At 42.8% G+C, this 18,406-nt stretch carries 19 protein-coding genes; 4 read left to right on the forward strand and 15 right to left on the reverse strand.

What is annotated here, in order from left to right; genetic code table 11:
- The first annotated feature begins 145 nt into the window (after positions 1–145).
- The gene (locus VK664_RS00795) at positions 146–724 is read left to right on the forward strand and encodes a hypothetical protein (protein ID WP_461396686.1); all 579 of its coding nucleotides are present in this window, start codon (positions 146–148) and stop codon (positions 722–724) included.
- A 121-nt stretch (positions 725–845) separates the two neighbouring features.
- On the opposite strand, the gene VK664_RS00800 is transcribed toward VK664_RS00795, so the two are convergent.
- The gene (locus tag VK664_RS00800; RefSeq protein ID WP_461396687.1) at positions 846–1,022 is read right to left on the reverse strand and encodes a hypothetical protein; all 177 of its coding nucleotides are present in this window, start codon (positions 1,020–1,022) and stop codon (positions 846–848) included.
- Between the two features lie 318 nt (positions 1,023–1,340).
- On the opposite strand from VK664_RS00800, the gene trmB reads away from it, so the two are divergent.
- From trmB to VK664_RS00815, 3 genes are read left to right on the forward strand one after another with little or no spacing between them, the layout of a single operon-like run.
- Positions 1,341–2,054, forward strand: coding sequence for a tRNA (guanosine(46)-N7)-methyltransferase TrmB (trmB, locus tag VK664_RS00805; protein WP_461396688.1), 714 nt, complete (start codon positions 1,341–1,343; stop codon positions 2,052–2,054).
- Positions 2,026–2,232: a DUF5522 domain-containing protein gene (locus VK664_RS00810; protein ID WP_461396689.1), complete on the forward strand. Its 207-nt coding sequence runs from the start codon at positions 2,026–2,028 to the stop codon at positions 2,230–2,232. The genes trmB and VK664_RS00810 overlap by 29 nt, the downstream gene beginning before the upstream one ends.
- Positions 2,213–2,842 carry an MGMT family protein gene (locus VK664_RS00815; protein ID WP_461396690.1) on the forward strand — a complete coding sequence of 210 codons (630 nt, stop codon included), beginning with the start codon at positions 2,213–2,215 and terminating at the stop codon, positions 2,840–2,842. The genes VK664_RS00810 and VK664_RS00815 overlap by 20 nt, the downstream gene beginning before the upstream one ends.
- A 167-nt stretch (positions 2,843–3,009) precedes the next feature.
- Here the strand turns inward: VK664_RS00815 and VK664_RS00820 are convergent, their stop codons facing one another.
- The 14 genes from VK664_RS00820 to VK664_RS00885 all read right to left on the reverse strand — a co-directional run bounded on the left by VK664_RS00820 (position 3,010) and on the right by VK664_RS00885 (position 18,383).
- Positions 3,010–3,480, reverse strand: coding sequence for a hypothetical protein (locus VK664_RS00820; protein ID WP_461396691.1), 471 nt, complete (start codon positions 3,478–3,480; stop codon positions 3,010–3,012).
- Positions 3,481–3,633: 153 nt separating this feature from the next.
- Positions 3,634–4,203, reverse strand: a complete 570-nt coding sequence (locus tag VK664_RS00825) for a DUF420 domain-containing protein (protein WP_461396692.1) — start codon at positions 4,201–4,203, stop codon at positions 3,634–3,636.
- Positions 4,204–4,243: 40 nt separating this feature from the next.
- On the reverse strand, positions 4,244–4,957 hold the full coding sequence (locus tag VK664_RS00830; protein WP_461396693.1) for an SCO family protein: 714 nt from the start codon (positions 4,955–4,957) through the stop codon (positions 4,244–4,246).
- Positions 4,958–5,143: 186 nt separating this feature from the next.
- Positions 5,144–5,620: a cytochrome C oxidase subunit IV family protein gene (locus VK664_RS00835; protein WP_461396694.1), complete on the reverse strand. Its 477-nt coding sequence runs from the start codon at positions 5,618–5,620 to the stop codon at positions 5,144–5,146.
- A 59-nt stretch (positions 5,621–5,679) separates the two neighbouring features.
- Positions 5,680–6,372: a cytochrome c oxidase subunit 3 gene (locus VK664_RS00840; RefSeq protein WP_461396695.1), complete on the reverse strand. Its 693-nt coding sequence runs from the start codon at positions 6,370–6,372 to the stop codon at positions 5,680–5,682.
- 103 nt (positions 6,373–6,475) lie between these two features.
- A complete protein-coding gene (locus VK664_RS00845) occupies positions 6,476–7,045 on the reverse strand; it encodes a cytochrome c oxidase subunit 3 (protein WP_461396696.1) in 570 nt (189 codons plus the stop codon).
- Positions 7,046–7,133: 88 nt separating this feature from the next.
- A complete protein-coding gene (cyoE, locus tag VK664_RS00850; RefSeq protein WP_461396697.1) occupies positions 7,134–8,039 on the reverse strand; it encodes a heme o synthase in 906 nt (301 codons plus the stop codon).
- A gap of 35 nt (positions 8,040–8,074) precedes the next feature.
- Positions 8,075–9,895, reverse strand: a complete 1,821-nt coding sequence (locus tag VK664_RS00855) for a cytochrome c oxidase subunit I (protein ID WP_461396698.1) — start codon at positions 9,893–9,895, stop codon at positions 8,075–8,077.
- Between the two features lie 44 nt (positions 9,896–9,939).
- Positions 9,940–11,028: a cytochrome c oxidase subunit II gene (locus VK664_RS00860; protein ID WP_461396699.1), complete on the reverse strand. Its 1,089-nt coding sequence runs from the start codon at positions 11,026–11,028 to the stop codon at positions 9,940–9,942.
- 16 nt (positions 11,029–11,044) lie between these two features.
- Positions 11,045–12,280: a quinol:cytochrome C oxidoreductase gene (locus VK664_RS00865; RefSeq protein ID WP_461396700.1), complete on the reverse strand. Its 1,236-nt coding sequence runs from the start codon at positions 12,278–12,280 to the stop codon at positions 11,045–11,047.
- A 33-nt stretch (positions 12,281–12,313) separates the two neighbouring features.
- The gene (locus VK664_RS00870; RefSeq protein WP_461396701.1) at positions 12,314–13,027 is read right to left on the reverse strand and encodes a c-type cytochrome; all 714 of its coding nucleotides are present in this window, start codon (positions 13,025–13,027) and stop codon (positions 12,314–12,316) included.
- Positions 13,028–13,046: 19 nt separating this feature from the next.
- A complete protein-coding gene (locus tag VK664_RS00875) occupies positions 13,047–13,640 on the reverse strand; it encodes a DUF3341 domain-containing protein (protein ID WP_461396702.1) in 594 nt (197 codons plus the stop codon).
- A 27-nt stretch (positions 13,641–13,667) separates the two neighbouring features.
- Positions 13,668–15,119 carry an NrfD/PsrC family molybdoenzyme membrane anchor subunit gene (gene nrfD / locus VK664_RS00880; protein WP_461396703.1) on the reverse strand — a complete coding sequence of 484 codons (1,452 nt, stop codon included), beginning with the start codon at positions 15,117–15,119 and terminating at the stop codon, positions 13,668–13,670.
- 78 nt (positions 15,120–15,197) lie between these two features.
- Positions 15,198–18,383 carry a TAT-variant-translocated molybdopterin oxidoreductase gene (locus VK664_RS00885; RefSeq protein WP_461396704.1) on the reverse strand — a complete coding sequence of 1,062 codons (3,186 nt, stop codon included), beginning with the start codon at positions 18,381–18,383 and terminating at the stop codon, positions 15,198–15,200.
- Between the last annotated feature and the right edge of the window lie 23 nt (positions 18,384–18,406).

Raw genomic sequence — 18,406 nt, forward strand, 5'->3', positions numbered from 1 at the left:
GTTTAAGAAGATGAATGATAATAAGCAGCCGTTTAGCAGTTTAACTTATTACAGTTTAGCTTTTTGAATTAACGATTCATGTGCTTGTTTTTGCAACTCACCCGTTTGTGGCATTTCCTGCCTTTCTATTAAAGAAATTGCATTTATGTCAATCAAACCCGCCCTTTTTTTTCTCCTCTTTCTGAACATAAGCAATGCTTTCGCGCAAAGCGGAAATGAGCAGGGAGTTATTAATCTAACGAAGATTAGCTTTTTAAGCCCCGGCATCAGTTATGAACAGAAAATTGGTCGGTTTCAAACACTATACGGAAGGGCATATTTCAACCCTTCAGGATATCTGGGCTATTCCAGTACTTTCGGTACAACTTCCCATCTTTATCTTGACCCTGCAATTACAATCCAATATCGTTATTACTACAACGCATTCCGACGCGGAACTAAAGGAAGAAACATCGATATGAATAACCTGAATTATGTGGCCCCTGTTTTCAAAATAACATTCAACGCGGAAAACAGCCAACGTTCAATACATAAAACCGGGATTGTCTGGGGCCTTCAAAGAAATTACCGCAGGCGTTTTAGTCTCGATTTAAATCTTGGCCTTGGCTACGCCTTCGCAAGGGAAGGTCGTGCAGAAAGTGGCGAAATAACAGGTGAGCAAATAAGTGAATTCACAACAATCGGACAATTGAACCTGGGTATCTGGTTAAACATGCGTTCTTAGCCGACTAACTTCGGTGCAGGGTTTCGTTACCTGGTTGCTGGTTTTATAAGTCGACGATTAAATAGATTTTTCCATCAGTGCTGTTGGAATTGATTTCAGTATCTCCTGGAGTGGCAGGAGGCTATTTTTCAGCAGCCATTTTGATAAAATGCAGACGATTTCCTGCCATTTTTTCTGCATCTTTGTCGAACAGACCGACAAGGTTTGATGCGACAATTAAGCTCGGACAGGAGGTTGTTCCTGTTCTCAGCCGCAGATCATCAATCAGATTGTGGAGTGATGGAATTTTGGCAGACATGCCCTCTTGTCTCGGGGGTGGAGAGTTCGGGATAAACATAGTGTAATGCCGCCTTGGTTTCGACTTTAGGCGACTGGGGTTGACCACCACATTAATCATTGCGCTATGGCTAACCGCTCCGTGGAGGTTCGAGTCCTCCCTCTACAGCCAGATAAAGGAAGGACCGGATTAACTTCTAACCGGTTCTTCCTTTTTATCGAACCAGGGATTTACTTATTTACCTGGTTGTCTGTTCCTGGATTGTGACGCACCATTATCAACTATTGCTTGTGCCATTGCCTGTGCCATGTAAAGCCTCATACCATTAACTTTGCAGAAATGGGTCAGAAAAAATTAAAACGTTTTGCGGAACTACTCGGGTTCCCAAACGTGCTACAGTATCCGGAAGGAACAGCTGGAAAATGGCATGAACGATTCCAAAACAAAAATCCGATCACGCTGGAACTGGCCTGTGGAAAAGGCGAATACGCCCTTGGCCTGGCAAGGATATATCCGGATCGGAATTTCCTGGGAATTGATGTAAAAGGAAACCGTTTATGGGTCGGGGCCAAAACTGCACTGAAAGAAAATCTCGGCAATGTATTTTTCATGCGTACCCAGATCGACCGGATTGCCAGCTATTTTTCGCCCGGGGAGGTTGAATCAATCTGGCTGACTTTTCCGGATCCACAGCTCAGGACTTCTAAAAATTCCAAAAGACTTACTCATCCAAAGTTCCTGAGTTTTTACCAGCAGTTTCTTATTCCCGGTGGGAGCATTCATCTAAAAACAGATTCCCCGAGTCTTTACAGGTTTACAAAATGGGTGATAGCGCTGCATGGGCTTGAGCTGGTTGAGGACGTTGACAATCTTTATGCCGTGGGGGAGCCATCGCGTGAACTGAGAATTAAGACGCACTATGAAAACCTGGATATCGCCCAAAGCAGGACCGTTCATTATCTTCACTTCAGGCTGCCGGCAGGGCCGTTGGAAGATAAATCCAATGAGCTAAAAGAATTATTACTTGAAGAACAAACTGACAGAAGGAGTTGATTATTATTTCAACGAAGACGGGCTTATGGTCATGACCGCTGCTTATCACCTGGAGCGTGGATCCTGTTGCGGTAATGGATGCAGGCACTGCCCTTTTGATTATGAGAAAGTGCCGGAACCAAAAAGATCAGCATTAATTCAACAAAGAAAAACTACCAATGGCAACAAAGACAAATAAGCCTGCAAAAAAAGGAGCTAATCCGGTTGTTAGGAATGTCAAAGCTGTGCCTAACCAAAGATTAAAGCCTGTCGATCAAAAAGTTGAAACCCTGCCCAAAAAAAGAAAAATACCTGCTGATCAAAAAATCCAAGCCCAGGATAAAAAGGATACCAAACCAGGAAGGAAGAAAAGCAAAAAATCGGTTGATAAAACAAAGCAAAATAAAATTCCATCGAACAGGGATAAAACAAATGAAAACAGCAGCCAGGAAAAACTATCGGTCATAACTCCGTCTGGTAGAAAGGATCAATCCTTTTTTCAACTCGTCTATGAAGTTGCCAGGCAGATCCCGAAAGGCCGGGTTACTTCATACGGAGCCATAGCCGCTTGCCTGGGCACAAAACTTTCAGCACGAATGGTGGGATGGGCAATGAACGGTGCGCATAATATCCATCCAAAAATTCCCGCACACCGGGTTGTAAACCGTAATGGTATGCTGAGCGGTAAAAATCATTTTGAAACACCCGATAAAATGAAGGAGTTGCTGGAGAAAGAAGGTACAGCGGTTGTTGATGACACCGTAGTAAACTTCAAAGAGAAGTTCTGGGACCCGGCTTCAGAATTCTGAATCTTAACTAATCTGATTCTTAACTAAATTAAAAACTTACTTTCTGAATCAATCAATTCATCAAGTACTTTTTTCTAACTTAATAATTTACTTTCCGAATCAAACAGCTCATCAATTATTTTTTGAGCCAAAGATCTGATCATCTTCTTTTCTGAATCAACATGTCATCATTTTTCTATTTCCTGTAGCTCCTGGCTGCTGACATTCAACAAGAGAATAATATTATCCTTTCGCGGAGCAAACATAATCAGTATCATCAGGTGAAATATTCCCAGCGCGAAAAAGGCATAGTTCCCGGTAATCATAAAACAGGCAAACGAAATCAGTGCGGGCACCTCTATCATTACCCACCATACCATACAGGCGGTCCGGTAATCTGCAATCCGCTTTTCAGCATTGATGCGGCTTTCACGGATTTTCAAAATCCGGTTCTTAAATAATTTAAATCCAAAAAATAACATCAGTCCCGAAAATACCACTACGATAACCTGCAGTGCCCGGTCAACAGAAGACTCTACCGGCTCCTGCAATTCTTTCCGCACGATAATTAAGGTGGCAATTCCGAAAATAGTCACAACTAATACCTGCGCCAGGTGTATCAGACGGAATACCTGGAAAAAATTAGTCCTTGTCTTCATTAAAAAATTATTAGCCTCGAAGATATGGCTTCCGGCAATTGCATTGAACGGCAGATTCAGTTTATACAAATTCCGGTAAGCGAAAGGAAGGGGAACCAAATTAAATCCTGGCATTGCTGAGTAACATACAATTCAACATCCCTGAATTTCGTATTAATAATATGGACTGATCATCAGGTAAACAATCACCCCGCTAACTGAAACATAAAACCAGATTGGCCAGGTTATCCTTGCGAGCTTCATGTGTTTATTATATTCACCGGTCAATGCACGGTATGCAGTAAATAAAATGAAAGGAAGTATTATAGCTGCGAGAAATATATGTGTAATCAGGATAACAAAATACATTATACGGATAGTGCCCAGTCCCCCGAATTTTGTATCACCGGCAAAAAGATGATGACAGATATATGAAACGAGGAATAGTGCAGATAATAAAATCGCAGCAATCATGATCCGTTTGTGAAGCTCATATTTTTTCTGCTTTACCATCAGCAATCCACCTAATAACAACACTGAAACCATGCTATTGACGATTGCATTAAAGGTGGCAAAAAGATGTACATCAAAGCCAAGATCTACATTAACCGTGACCCTTGATAAAATCACAACCGCTGCAAAAACCACGACAGACAATATCGCAATGATCAATTTTGCTACCTTGTCATTTTTCTTTATGACTGGATCCGGCACTGTGTTTTGAATGGCGATTTCCGGTTTCATAGTATTAATATATTGCTTGATAACTAAATTTTGTACTGAATCAGAAAAATTTTCTCTTCTTTTTCTTATCCCTCTCCAGCATCAACATCGTAATATCTTCGGCCAGGTTTGATAGCGCAAAACTGTCAAGTCCGCTATAATAGCCCCTGATAACATGGTCCCGATCTAACAAAACAAACCTTTCTGTATGTATGAAATTGGAATCAACTGATTCTCCGTCCTGTAGGGGTAACTTGATCTCGTTTAATGCAAAATCGTAAATGGTTTTTTTCGGACCTGTGAGCATCCACCATATATCATGATTAACACCGTATCGATCAGCATATTTTTTTAGTACCGGCACAGAGTCGCGCTCAGGGTCTACTGAGAAAGATAAAAACTGGACAAAAGCAGTGTCTATATTTTTTCTTGTGTCTTTAAGCCGCAATCCATCCTGTAGTGCTTTCATGTTTTTTGTCAGCGTTGGACAGATTGAGGGGCATCGGGTGAAGAAGAAATCCGCTACAATGATTTTGCCTTTAATATCGTCAAGAGAGATTTCTTTGCCAAGCTGGTTGGTTAGCGTAATATTTTTTACTTTATGCCAGATTGTATCGTTTTTCTGTTTGCCATCAACGATCCGGGTCACGACTGAATCAGGATAATAACGTGGAGGCATCTCGATGGCGGCAGCGCTGTAAAATCTTACCAGTAGATAACTAAATACTGGCAAAATAACCACTAGGCATAAAGTAAAAACTGATTTTTTGCTCAAAATAGCTGGGTTTTTATTCTATTTGGTGAAGCTTAAGCGCGATTTGTGTTCAGGATATGAACCGGATTTCAGAGCGCAAAGTTACTACACGAATCTTTGCCCATAGGAGATTTCACAAAATAAAAACCACCCCGCACGTGCGGGATGGCTCAGTATAATTTAATCTTTTATTAAGGACTCGCCTTGTTAATGTATTGCGCCCGGCTTCTGTGCTTCACCTCCGTGTGCTGGTGTAACCTTTTCAGTTCTTTTCGCATCGTGATTGCGGTCGAAACGGTTTCTCAGATTTTTGAATGAATTACCATCCCAGAGAAATGCTGTCAGGAACCAGATAAATAATAATGCCGGTACCGCAATAGTCATGATCATGTTTTTGATCTCATGCTTTAAGTGCATGAATTCAGCAATGATATAAAAGGCTTTGGCGCCAGTTAGTATCATATACAGGATATTAAACATCAGCTTCAGTGAATGAAAATTCGGGGCTATAAACATACCTACTATTAACTCCACGCAAGTGATACCAAGAAGGATCCAGAATGTTCTCCAGATTGCCCTGCTATCGAAACTGTGCTCATGATGTGTAACCTCAGGTGAATGTGTGTTACCATGGTACGGTTGCGATGCGTGTTCAGTATGTGTATGTGAATCCGTATGTGCCATAAGAAAATCTTGTTGCTTAAAAATATTGTTTAATCGCCTGGTGGTTTTTTAATCGCTGATCAAAACAAGTAAAAACAAGTGAATACAAAAACCCAGACCAGGTCAACAAAGTGCCAGTACAAACCAGCTTTTTCGATCATCAGGTAATGACCACGCCTGTCAAATACACCTGTATAAGCCATGATCAACATGATGATATTAATAATAACACCAGAGAACACGTGAAATCCATGGAAACCTGTGATGGTAAAAAAGAAGTTACTGAAATTAGTATTCGGTTTTGTTCCATCAGCATTAAGGAATGCACTGCCCGCTTCAGTTGGTATTTGTCCCCACCATGCACCCTGGTGATAAAGGTGATTCCATTCCCATGCCTGGCAGCTAAGGAAGGCGATACCCCCGATAATTGTCCAGATCATCCACTTAACAACGCTTTTACGATCGTTGGAATGACCGGCTCCAACGGCAAGTACCATTGTTACCGAACTCATGATCAGGATAAATGTCATCAAACTCACAAACACTAACGGCAAATGTGCATGCCCGGCAAACGGGAATGATGAAAACACATGATTGGGATCGGGCCAGCTGTTTGTTGAAAATCTTGCCGTTCCATAAGAAATGAGGAATGCTCCGAAAGTAAACGCATCACTCATCAGGAAATACCACATCATCAGTTTACCATACTCAACGTTGAAAGGACTTCTGCCGCCACTCCACCATTTTTGATTCGCCGGTATCGCTTGTGCCATGTTTGTTATTTAAGATTGATAGTTAATTATTTATCTAATATTATTTAATTGTTGTTTGCCGGGCCCTGATCGAATTTTCTTCAACTGAATTTTCATCAACTGATTAAATATTCATCAAAAAGAACACAAACAAATAAATCCACAACAGGTCCACAAAATGCCAGTAAGTTGCTGCAACCTCAACCGGCACCGGGCTATAATTGCGTATCCGCTTGCTATATGCCCTGAAAAACATAATCAGTAAGGCAATAATTCCACCCAGTACGTGTATTGCATGCAATCCGAAAATGATATACAGGAACACACCGGCACCACTTCCTTCCAGCAAAACACCACTGTTATAAAGCTGTGAAAATCCCCAGATCTGTAATAAAATAAAAACAAATCCAAGTACGATAGTCGCTGTGCTCAACCGGCGGTACTGCCTCATGTTCCTCTCCTTAAATGCTTTCAGGCCACTCTGGATTGTAACGCTGCTGATTAACATCACAGCAGTTGAGTAGTAAAAAATAACCGGCATTGTAACCTTGCTCCATCCTGGCAAACTTCCTTTTACTATGTATGCACTTGTTAAACCGGCAAACATCATTACGATACTGCCGATTGCTACCCACAAAGTAAATTTATGGGGATGGATTTTATTTCTTGATTGTGTACTCACTGCCTGATTCATTCTCTCTCCTTTATCAAAACTTAATTCTAATATCAAACCTAACTCAACTTACCACTAACCACTAACCACTCACAACTCACAACTTCTTTTACCATACTTTATCGGCAAGAAGCACCAGCAATACAACCGGCAGATAAATATAACTGCTAAACATCACTCTCCTTGCTGCCTTAACCTCCATCTCACGGTACAATCTCACGGATTGCCAAACCATCAAAATATTAGCAATAAAAACAGTAACCAATGCTATCGTACCACTCATGCCAATCAGGAAGGGTAAAACTCCTACCGGTATCAACACCATTGAATAAATGATCGACTGTATCGCCGAATATTTTGTTGGACCCTCAACAGAGGGCATCAACTTGAAACCTGCATTAGTATAATCTTTGTGTGCTATCCAGGCAATAGCCCAAAAATGCGGGAACTGCCAGAAAAACTGGATAGCAAACAACACCCATCCACCAGCACTCAGATCATCCTGGCCCGCAGTCCAGCCAATCAGGCAAGGAAACGCACCGGGAATTGCACCAACCAGCACAGATATTGAACTTACTTTTTTCAACGGGGTATACAAAAATGCATACATGAACCAACTGAAAAAAGCCATAAATGCTGAAAGGGCATTGAAATAATAATAAAGTATAAACAGACCAGCCACCAGGCTAACCGCCGCAAAAACCCAACCTTCAGACTGTGTCATTCTTCCTGAAGCTATAGGCCTTTTCGCAGTGCGCTTCATCAGCGCATCTGTATCTTTTTCAACAACCTGGTTTACTGCATTTGCACTCCCGGTCACCAGTAAACCACCGATGAATAAGAGCATGATCATACCCCAGTCATAACTCACAATATTTGGCGCAAGGAGGTAACTAATTACCGCCGAAAACACGACCATGAAGCTAAGACTGAACTTGATCAACAGCATGTAATCTCTCACCTTGCTGGCGATTGTAAAAGAACTGGACGACTTCACGGTTTCCTGCTGCATCATTTCATAACCTGTTATTTATAGTGAGCTCCAAACAACTAGTGTTTGCTTTCATTTGCACTCACTGGTTCTGTCTGTGGAATAAACTCTCTTCCATCTTTTGAATAATCATAAGCCCAACGGTGAACTTCAGGGATTTCGCCTGGCCAGTTCCCGTGACCTGGATTGATTGGTGTTGTCCACTCAAGTGTTGTTGCACCCCATGGATTTAGAGTTGTAACTTTTCTTCCCTTGAATATTGAGTAGAAGAAATTGAACACAAACATCAGTTGCACAGCAAAAACAACCATTGCAACTGTTGATATGAATTTATTTAGTTCGGTGAAATGTTTAAATGATTCCCATCCGCTGTAATCCATATAACGGCGTGGCATACCCGCCAGCCCCTGGTAGTGCATTGGCCAGAAGATCAGGTAAGCGCCTATGATGGTAACCCAGAAATGGATATAAGCCATAGTGTTATTCAGGTATCGGCCGAACATTTTAGGGAACCAATGATAGATACCCGCGAACATTCCGAAGAATGAAGCCACACCCATTACAATATGGAAGTGCGCAACAACGAAATAGGTATCATGCAGGTGAATATCCAGCGTGGAATTACCCAGGAAGATACCTGTAAGACCACCAGAGATAAAAAAACTCACGAAACCAAGGGCGAACATCATACCCGGGGTAAACCGGATGTTCGCACGCCAGAGTGTTGTAAGCCAGTTAAATACCTTGATAGCTGAGGGAACGGCAATTAACAATGTAAGCAGCACAAATACAGAACCCAGGAAAGGGTTAAGACCGGATACAAACATGTGGTGAGCCCAAACAAGGAACCCTAGAATAGTAATGGCGAATAATGAGCCGACCATCGCCATATAACCAAAGATTGGTTTTCTTGAGTTGACCGATAAGATTTCTGAAGCCATACCCATGGCTGGCAACAATATAATATATACCTCGGGGTGACCAAGGAACCAGAATAAGTGTTGATAAAGTACTGCGCTTCCACCTTCGTGAGGCAATGCCCCGCCCCCGGAGATAAAGATATCAGAAAGATAAAAACTGGTGCCTGCATGACGATCAAACAACAACAGGATGAAACCTGAAAGTAAAACGGGGAATGACAATACTCCGAGTACGGCAGTAAAGAACAAAGCCCAGATAGTAAGCGGCAACCTTGTCATGCTCATTCCCTTTGTACGCATGTTCAATACTGTGCTGATATAGTTAAGGCCGGCAAGTAACTGTGAAACTACAAACATGGCCATAGCTGTGATCCAGAGATCCATCCCTACTTTTGAACCCGGCGATGCTGCGCCAAGTGCGCTTAATGGGGGATAAGCCGTCCAACCGCCGCTGAACGGACCAGTTTGAACAAACAATGATGATAACATCACTATACTGGCTCCGAAAAAGAACCAATAAGACATACAGTTCATCAGTGGAGAAGCCATATCCCTTGCTCCAACTTGCAGGGGAATAAGAATATTAGCGAAAGTACCACTAAGACCACCGGTCAAAACGAAAAACACCAGCACCGTTCCGTGCATCGTCACCAGCGCATAATAGTTTTCTGCACTGATTTTTCCGCCTTCGGCCCAACGTCCGAGAATTGATTCCAGCCATGGAAAAGATTCATCAGGATAACCGATCTGCAGCCGGAATAATACTGACATCAGACCACCGATAATCGCCCAAACCATTCCTGTGATAAGGAATTGTTTACCGATTGTTTTGTGATCGAGGCTGAATATATACTTGGAAATAAATGATTGTTTATGATGATGCTCATGATGTTCATCATGATGCACTTCATGAGTTGTAATCACTTCAGGGTGTCCATGCATTGCCGCTTCGTTGCTCATGAGAATTCTGTTTTTTTGACTTTAAAAAGGTTTTCGGATACTTTTTAATTCTTAACTATTGCTTTAACCGGTGGGGTAAGCGAAACTTTTTTGGTGCTGTCAAGAGCCGGAGTTGCTGGTGTCGGAGCTGCTCCACCTTGTGGAGGGAATAGTTCCGCATACTTTGCTTTCTGACTTGCTCTCCACAAAATGAACTCATCCTGGGTTACCACTTTTATTACACCACGCATTGAATAATGACTATTTCCACACATCTGGTCACAGGCGATTTCATATTCAAACGCTTCATTGTTTGTAATCTTGCGCATCTCTTCAGTTGTATACCGGGGTGTGAACCAAAGAGTGGTAGGCGTTCCCGGAACCGCATCCATCTTCAATCTGAAATGTGGCAAACCTACATCATGGATAACATCTCTTGAGCCAATAACCAATTGTACGGGCTTTCCTTTTACCAGGTACATCGGCTGGCCTGCAATGATAACATCGTCATGCCCCGCAGGATCATCCCATAACAGACCAAGTTCATTTCCTTCTATTTCGCTGATGTTTTTAAAATACTTTTTTCCGAAAATGTTGTCTTTACCCGGATAACGGTAAATCCAGTTAAACTGCTTACCGGTAATCTCCACAACCATCGAATTTTGTGGTGGATCACCGGTTATTTTAAACCAGTACAATAATCCAAAGCCTACCATGATAACCAGCGTAATTGCCGGTACGGTTGTCCAGAGTATTTCAAGTTTGTTATTATGCGGAAAAAAGTAAGCTTGTCTTTTCTCCTTGTACTGGTATTTATAGGCGAACCAGAAAAGAAGAACCTGCGTGATTACAAATACGACACCCGTTACAGCGATGGTGATGAACATCATGGTGTCTACATTTTCACCATGGTCAGAGGCTGAAGGATGAACCAGCAGGGTTTTGTGATAGAACAATTTATTGCACCACCAGACTCCAATAAGCCCCAGCACCAGGAAAACCACCATAAGAAAGGCGTTCACCCGGTTAGTTTGCTCAAAGGCTTTCTTTTCACCTTTCAGGACCGACACATACTCACTCGCCTTGGCGATCTGGAACGTAATCAGAAAGCCCAGACCCAGGATCGATAAAAGAAAAATAGCTGTTGTAGACATGATATACTAAAAGATTTTAAGTATGATGTATGATACTTTCTTTCACAAATGGATGGTTCTTTGCCACCAGGGCATTTTTACTTAACACATTTCCGGTTACCAGCATAATAGTGCCAACAAAGCCGGCAGCTACCCCTATGTCATACAATCCAAGTTCTACATGCTCCTTTAAAACACTGGCGAAAATCATTTGGTAGAAATCGAGCCAGTGACCAACGAGGATGAGCACTGACATAAAAGCCATCATTGTATAGTTTCTCTTTGAACCCCTTTTCATTAGCAATAACAAAGGTGCAAGGAAATTGATAATAAGTACGAGCCAGAAGATTCCACTATAGGCTCCGTCTTTGATCCGGGATTTGAAATAAACGGTTTCTTCAGGAATATTTGCGTACCAGATCAGCATATATTGAGAGAACCACAGGTAGGTCCAGAACACAGAAAAAGCAAACATAAATTTACCGACATCATGCAGATGTTCATCGTTTACATACTCGAGATATCCCTGGTTTTTCAGATAAATAATATATAAAGCAATCAACGACATTCCGGCCACAAAGATACTTGCAAATGAGTACCAACTATACATTGTGGAATACCAATGTGCATCGATACTCATCAGCCATAGCCAGGGAGTGACTGACATTGCTGTAAGAGAAAACCAAACTATAAAGATTGCAGCCCAAACGGTATTTTTCCAGATGTATTTGCGCCCTTCTTCCCGGCTGGCGACCGGTTTTTCGTCCAGCTCTCTTGAAAGTTTACGCATTTTATAACCCAGGATACTCCAGAATCCGATTGTAAGGATGGTCCAGATGGCGAAAAATTTGACATTCAGGAAACCGCTTTTGCCGCTCAATATGCTATCATTTGCAACAGCTTCAGTATCAGTCCAGTGATAAATATGGGACATATGATGACCGCCCAAAGCTATAGACATGAGAACTACAAATGCAATTACCCCGATTACCGGCACCGCTGCCGAAATTGCTTCCGGAATACGTTTGAACGCTATTTGCCAACCGCCCCAGGCCAGTGTTGTAGCACAGATAAAGAACATGCTTGCATTGCAGATAAGCAGGAAGTAAACGCTGTTATGCAGCAGTGTTGCCCAAAACCTGGTTTTATGATGAACATCTCCGGTCCCGTACAAAAAGAACCCAACTATCACTGACAACAACCCTACACCAATCAGGGCTAATGACCAGGTTCTGTATCGGTTAGGGACTGTAAAAAAATCTTTAGTAGCCATTATCAACAATTTTTGTATTCTGTAATCGTGACCTTATTTTTTTGATTTTGAAGTATCTCCTGTTGCGGGCGCCAGTGTACCCGGAGCACCGGCTGCTTCTGCCGGACCGGCTTTAGCTGCAGTAGAATCACCTGCAGGTTTAGTACTTCCACCGCCTTTTTTTGCTATTTGTTTGTCCTTAACATATTTCACAACCATCCAGCGCTGTGTGGTGCTAAGCTGTGAAGCGTAAGGACCCATTTGATTTTTTCCATAGGTAACAGAGTAGAACATCTGTCCTTCAGGCATAACCGAAACTATCGGATCATCGACCAGGTTTTTTGGAGCTACACCAAATGGACCGGTACCATCTTTATATAATGGTCCGTTACCATTCAATGTTGTACCGTGGCAGATACCGCAATTCACGAGATAAAGTCTTTCTGCTTCTTTCGCTTGCTGAGGGGTAAGGGTAGTAATCGGGTTAGAGATCCCACGTGAGGCAACATAATGTACAGAATCTCCGGGCTTGTCAATAGGAATCGGGAACGGAAATAATTCTCCTCTTTTGATAGTCCCGCTTACAGGTGTTGCCGTATAACGAATGCCCTGAGCTTTCAGCGTATCCAGGTTTGCATAAGTTTCATAAGCCCTGCTCTTAGACATATCCGGCATATAAGCTCTTGAAGGCTCTCGTTGTATACTGTCTCCACAGCTCCACATCGCAATGGCCAGGACAAAAACAGTTATGATTGATAATTTTTTCATCTTAATGGTTATTCGTCAATTATGCTGAAACAGGTTCTGGACTATCTGCGTATAATTTTTTCTCTTTGTCATAAGTTCCGAGCCACCAACCGGTTTCGGCAATCTGCGTATTCACTTCAACCGCGCCGTTTGCAGCAAGGAAAGCAGATACTTCCGCTTCATTTGTTTTTGCAGAACACTCAATTACCATCACGAACAGGTCGTCTGTTGCGCGTTCGTGAAAATGATGCTTTTTTACAAATGGAGCGAGTTGGCAGAGGTAACAAAATGTGAGTACCATCCCAACGCAAGAACAAAGCACTGTAAATTCAAAGGTAATCGGTATCCAGGCTGGCAATGCGAAATGTGGCTTACCACCAATATTCAGGGGCCAGTCTTTGGTAAACACCCAGGTTATAAAACCTAAAGCTGTACTTGTACCGAAGATAGCATAGAGAAATCCGGCGGTATGGATACTTGTATCACGCAAACCCATCACGCGGTCGAGGCCGTGGATCGGGAAAGGCGTATACACATCATGCATTTTATAGCCGGCTTTACGAACTTTCTTTACCGCATTAAATAAAACGCCTTCCTCATCGAAACATCCTACAACAAATTTTTTACGAGCCATATAGCGATTTGTGTTTGTGAATTAAAGTCAGTGATGTTCACTGTGTTGATCATGATAAAACTCTTCGGTCTTCTGGTGTTCAACCACATCCATTCCTGTTTTATAGTTGTCACCTGATCTCTTCAGAATATGCTTGATCTCCGCGATTGCAATAACCGGGAAGAATTTTGCAAATAGGAAAAAACAGGTAAAAAATAAGCCGAAAGTTCCCAGGTAAAAGCCGACTTCATAAATAGTCGGTGAATAGTAAGTACTCCAGCTACTTGGCAGATAATCGCGGTAAACAGAAGTAACGATGATCACAAAACGTTCGAACCACATTCCGATATTCACGATGATGGACATGAAAAATGTAACCAGGATATTCCGACGCATTTTCCTAAACCAAAAAATCTGCGGAGATAGAACGTTACAACCCATCATCAGAAAGTAACTCCAGCCATATGGGCTGAATATATTTGCCCTGTTCTGGAAGAATGCCCAGGATTCATATTTATTCTGACCATACCAGGAAATAAACAACTCAGTAAGATAGGCGATACCGACAATCGAGCCGGTAAGCACAATTACTTTGTTCATGACCTCGATATGCTCAACAGTAATATAGTCTTCAAGATCCAGCACTTTACGTGTGATAAGCAATAGCGTCTGCACCATGGCAAAACCTGAAAAGATTGCACCCGCAACAAAGTATGGGGGGAAGATAGTTGTGTGCCAGCCCGGTACTACCGAGGTTGCGAAGTCAAAGGATACTATGGTGTGAACTGAAAGTACCAGCGGAGTACTTAAACCTGCAAGTACCAGTGATAGACTTTCATGACGTTGCCAGTGTTTTGTTGAACCGGTCCATCCAAAAGCGAGGAGACCATACATATATTTTCTCCATTTCAGCCTTGCACGGTCACGAACCGTTGCGAAATCCGGAAGTAACCCGCAATACCAGAATAAAAGCGAAACGGTAAAGTAGGTTGATATTGCAAATACATCCCAAAGCAATGGTGAGTTAAAGTTAACCCAGAGAGGTCCTCTCGTATTCGGATAAGGGAGTACGAAAAACGCCATCCAAACCCGGCCCATGTGCCAGATCGGAAACTGGCCGGCACACATAACCGCAAATATCGTCATCGCTTCCGCTGCCCTGTTTACACCTGTTCTCCAACCCTGGCGGAACAATAGTAGAATCGCAGAAATCAATGTTCCGGCGTGACCGATACCAACCCACCAAACGAAGTTAGTAATGTCCCAACCCCATCCGATCGTTTTATTCAGGTTCCATTGTCCCACGCCGTAAGTAACCTCCCTGTAAACTGAATAAATACCAAACGTCAGGAAAATGACAGAGATGATAAATCCAAACCACCATAGTTTGCTCGGGCTTGCTTCAATCGGGCGCACAATGTCTTCAGTAACCTGATGGTAGGTCTTATCTCCATCTACTAGTGCAGGCCTGACTTGCGATTCGTACCTTAATAATGACATATATTTTGCGATTTTCGCCTTACCTGCTTAACACTGGCAAGGCCCGGTATTATTCGTTGTTCTATAATTTGTATTTTATCAATGCTGGCCTTCCCCTGCCTCATGGCCGGCTCCGGTTGCAGCAGGTCCCGACATGTGTTCGGCAGCTTCTGCATGTGCACTGATATGTTCTGTGTTCCTGATCTTGGCGAGATAACTCACATTTGGTATTGTGTGAATCTGTTCCAATGAATAAAATTGCCTGTTGCTGTTTTCCCTTCTTACCCGACTAAGTTCTGATTCCGGATTGTTTGCATCACCAAACACGATAGAGTCTCCTGCGCAAGCCTGTTGACAAGCTGTTTTCACATCTGAATCATCAAGTCTGCGGTTTTCTCTTTTCGCTTTGAGTTTGCCTTCCTGGGTTCTTTGAACGCAGAAAGAACATTTCTCGATAACACCACGGCTACGAACAGTGACGTCAGGGTTGAGCACCATACGGGTAAGATCATCGTTCATCGCAAATACTGCGTCGTCGAGTTTGCCTACTCCTTCTTTCAGTTGATTATCGGGGAAGCTGTCAGCTCCTGTATAATCAAGCCAGTTGAAGCGACGTACTTTGTAAGGGCAGTTATTACCGCAATATCTTGTACCGATACAGCGATTATAAATCATCATATTTATTCCTTCGCTGCTGTGACTTGTAGCTGCAACAGGACAAACATTCTCACAAGGAGCGTTATCACAATGCTGACAAAGCATCGGTTGGAATATTACCTGCACTCCATCTGCATCATCAACATTATTATTGGCGGCAGAATAATAACGGTCAATTCTTAACCAATGCATCTCATGGAAGCGCAGCACTTCACTTTTACCTACAACCGGAACATTATTTTCCGCGTTACAGGCAACCACACAAGCTCCGCAACCAAAACAGCTGTTAAGATCAATTGCCATCCCCCATTTGATCCCTGGTCTCTCATAGACCGGGTAAAGGGTTCCATCTTTTTCAAATTTTTCGATGCCACCGTAGGCTTTGAGTTCTACATTCCGCTCTTCACGAACCAATTCAGGGTTCTTTTTGAGATCAGCAAGGGTGAATTCCTTGATTACTTCGTGGCGGCCTTCGTAGGTACTATGAGTTTGTGTTTGCGCAACTTCATAATCTTCCGATTTCAGGTACTCGGCAGTAGCTTCTCCTGCGAGCCAGCTTACGGATGTTCCGTTAAAAGCAAGCAATGGATAAGCATTCTGCCCGATTCCTGCAATCGCACGGCCGAGGTTTATTTTGGAATTATCTTTATTAGTGCTGTTTCTTCCGTAACCAACTGCAACTGCTATCGTGTTGGCCTGGGTACCGGGTATGATCAGTACCGGGATATTCATTTCTTTGCCCCCGACCTTTAATTTGATTACGGGCTTCTTCATGAATACCTCGTAATCATCTGCTTCACCCTGATTGTTCAGGTCTATACCAAGAACTTCTTTACCAAATTGCGGCGACACAATCGCATAGTTGTCCCAGGTAGCCTTAGTAATCGGATCAGGGAGTTCCTGCAACCATGGGTTGTTACCTTGTCTGCCATCACCGATTGAAACTTTCTGGTAAACAACCACTTCATATTTACCGGTTTTCTTCAAACCTGCTACTGTAGATATAGCACTTGCTGTGCTGCCTGCATTGTAAGCGGCTGATGCCAGTGCCGGCGCGGCTGGTTCAATTACTCCTTCCTGTAAAGCTTTATTAAAGAGATCCGGGTTTCCAAGTCTGGTCAGCCAGAAATTTCTGAAATAAGCTTCATAATTACCAGTGGCCCCGCTCCATTTCAACAGAGAATCCTGGAAAGGACGTGTTTGAAAAAGTGGATAGATAGTCGGCTGCAACATGCTGAAATAACCGGTTTTGATCTCCACATCACCCCAGCTCTCTAAAAAGTGAGGAGCTGGAAGTACGTATTTACATAATTCAGTAGTTTCATCGAGCCTGTCGTTAAATGACAAGGTTGTTTTTACCCGGGCTAAAGCTTTTTTGAATCGTTCGCCATCGAAATATTCGTAAGCAGGGTTAACACCATAGATAAGCAAACTGCCTACGCGGCCAGCTTCCATATCTGCTACAAGTGCAGTCATCTCACTGTCTAAACCCTGGTAAGAAAGCAATGGTGCGGACCAGTCAATAGTTGTTCCATTTGCTCCAACAGCTTCGTTGATGGCGTTTACAATCAACTGGATTTCCCTGTTATTGCTTCCGCTAACAACCAGCGCCCTTCCCCTGTTTGCAACAAGTTCTTTAGCGGCCTTTTCAATTCCGGCTTTTACCTTTCCTTCAACACCTGTTGCACCCTGACCGTTAACAGCACTTAAGAGAGCTGCTGCGACCAGGCCGGATTCTGAAGGTCTGTGAGTTATCCTGTCATCGGCATTTGCCCCGGTCATACTCATCATACTTTCAAACTGAAAGTGTTTGCTCATCTCGGGGTTCGCCTGGTTAATTTTTCTTCCTGCTGTATAGGCTTTCTGGTACTCAACGGCGTTTAGCCAGGTTCCGAGAAAATCAGCACCAAGGCTCACGATTACTTTAGCTGTTTCGAAGTGATAAGAAGGAATTGCCTTTTTACCGTAAGAATCCTGGTTCGCAAGAAGGATACCGCTGTAGGAAATCGGGTCAAATTGAATGTGACGATTTGCGGGATCCTTTGAAAGAAAACCTGTAATTATTTCTTTTGTAGAAGGTGATGTTATGGTTGAAGTTAGTAATACAACCGGGCCAGTCATTTCAACTGCTAATTTTTTATCCAGGTCGTCATAGCTGATTGCGTGTCCTTTTTGCATAGGGAAGCGGATCCTCGCACTGTCATAAAGATCCAGCACAGCTGCCTGCACACGCGCGGAAGTATTTCCCTTTGTTATAGTTGATAATGTGTTCCCTTCGATCTTAATTGGTCTGCCATCCCTCACTTTCGCAACAATAGATACCGCTTCTCCGCCGTTCACATAAGTGGTAGCATAAAAGTCAGCCATTCCAGGCACAAGATCCTGGGGCTTGTTCAGGTAAGGAATCATTTTGTTTACAGGAGTCTGGCAACTTGCTGCCATGGCCGCAGCGGTGGTAAATCCCATATATTTCAGGAAGTCCCTGCGTGAAGTGCCGTCAGCCCCAAGATCAGTTCCATCTTCTCCAACAAAAGGCAGATCTTCCTGAAACTCATTTTCCGACAGTTTTTTGTGCGCTTTGGATCTGTTAAGCTCCCCAAAACTCTGCCAGTATTTTTTATTAGCCATTTATTATCAGTTTGAAAAATTTG

Source organism: Flavitalea sp. (assembly GCF_035489435.1).
Classification (GTDB): Bacteria; Bacteroidota; Bacteroidia; order Chitinophagales; family Chitinophagaceae; genus DATHKG01.

Excerpts from the sequence above, each read along its gene's own strand:
- VK664_RS00840 (WP_461396695.1), bottom strand. The coding sequence starts at position 6,372 with ATGGCACAAGCGATACCGGCGAATCAAAAATGGTGGAGTGGCGGCAGA.
- VK664_RS00875 (WP_461396702.1), bottom strand. The coding sequence starts at position 13,640 with ATGGCTCGTAAAAAATTTGTTGTAGGATGTTTCGATGAGGAAGGCGTT.
- VK664_RS00825 (WP_461396692.1), bottom strand. The coding sequence starts at position 4,203 with ATGAAACCGGAAATCGCCATTCAAAACACAGTGCCGGATCCAGTCATA.
- cyoE (WP_461396697.1), bottom strand. The coding sequence starts at position 8,039 with ATGATGCAGCAGGAAACCGTGAAGTCGTCCAGTTCTTTTACAATCGCC.
- VK664_RS00820 (WP_461396691.1), bottom strand. The coding sequence starts at position 3,480 with ATGAAGACAAGGACTAATTTTTTCCAGGTATTCCGTCTGATACACCTG.
- VK664_RS00860 (WP_461396699.1), bottom strand. The coding sequence starts at position 11,028 with ATGTCTACAACAGCTATTTTTCTTTTATCGATCCTGGGTCTGGGCTTT.
- VK664_RS00795 (WP_461396686.1), top strand. The coding sequence starts at position 146 with ATGTCAATCAAACCCGCCCTTTTTTTTCTCCTCTTTCTGAACATAAGC.
- VK664_RS00870 (WP_461396701.1), bottom strand. The coding sequence starts at position 13,027 with ATGAAAAAATTATCAATCATAACTGTTTTTGTCCTGGCCATTGCGATG.
- trmB (WP_461396688.1), top strand. The coding sequence starts at position 1,341 with ATGGGTCAGAAAAAATTAAAACGTTTTGCGGAACTACTCGGGTTCCCA.
- VK664_RS00865 (WP_461396700.1), bottom strand. The coding sequence starts at position 12,280 with ATGGCTACTAAAGATTTTTTTACAGTCCCTAACCGATACAGAACCTGG.
- VK664_RS00835 (WP_461396694.1), bottom strand. The coding sequence starts at position 5,620 with ATGGCACATACGGATTCACATACACATACTGAACACGCATCGCAACCG.
- VK664_RS00885 (WP_461396704.1), bottom strand. The coding sequence starts at position 18,383 with ATGGCTAATAAAAAATACTGGCAGAGTTTTGGGGAGCTTAACAGATCC.
- VK664_RS00855 (WP_461396698.1), bottom strand. The coding sequence starts at position 9,895 with ATGAGCAACGAAGCGGCAATGCATGGACACCCTGAAGTGATTACAACT.
- VK664_RS00815 (WP_461396690.1), top strand. The coding sequence starts at position 2,213 with ATGGCAACAAAGACAAATAAGCCTGCAAAAAAAGGAGCTAATCCGGTT.
- VK664_RS00845 (WP_461396696.1), bottom strand. The coding sequence starts at position 7,045 with ATGAATCAGGCAGTGAGTACACAATCAAGAAATAAAATCCATCCCCAT.
- nrfD (WP_461396703.1), bottom strand. The coding sequence starts at position 15,119 with ATGTCATTATTAAGGTACGAATCGCAAGTCAGGCCTGCACTAGTAGAT.
- VK664_RS00800 (WP_461396687.1), bottom strand. The coding sequence starts at position 1,022 with ATGTCTGCCAAAATTCCATCACTCCACAATCTGATTGATGATCTGCGG.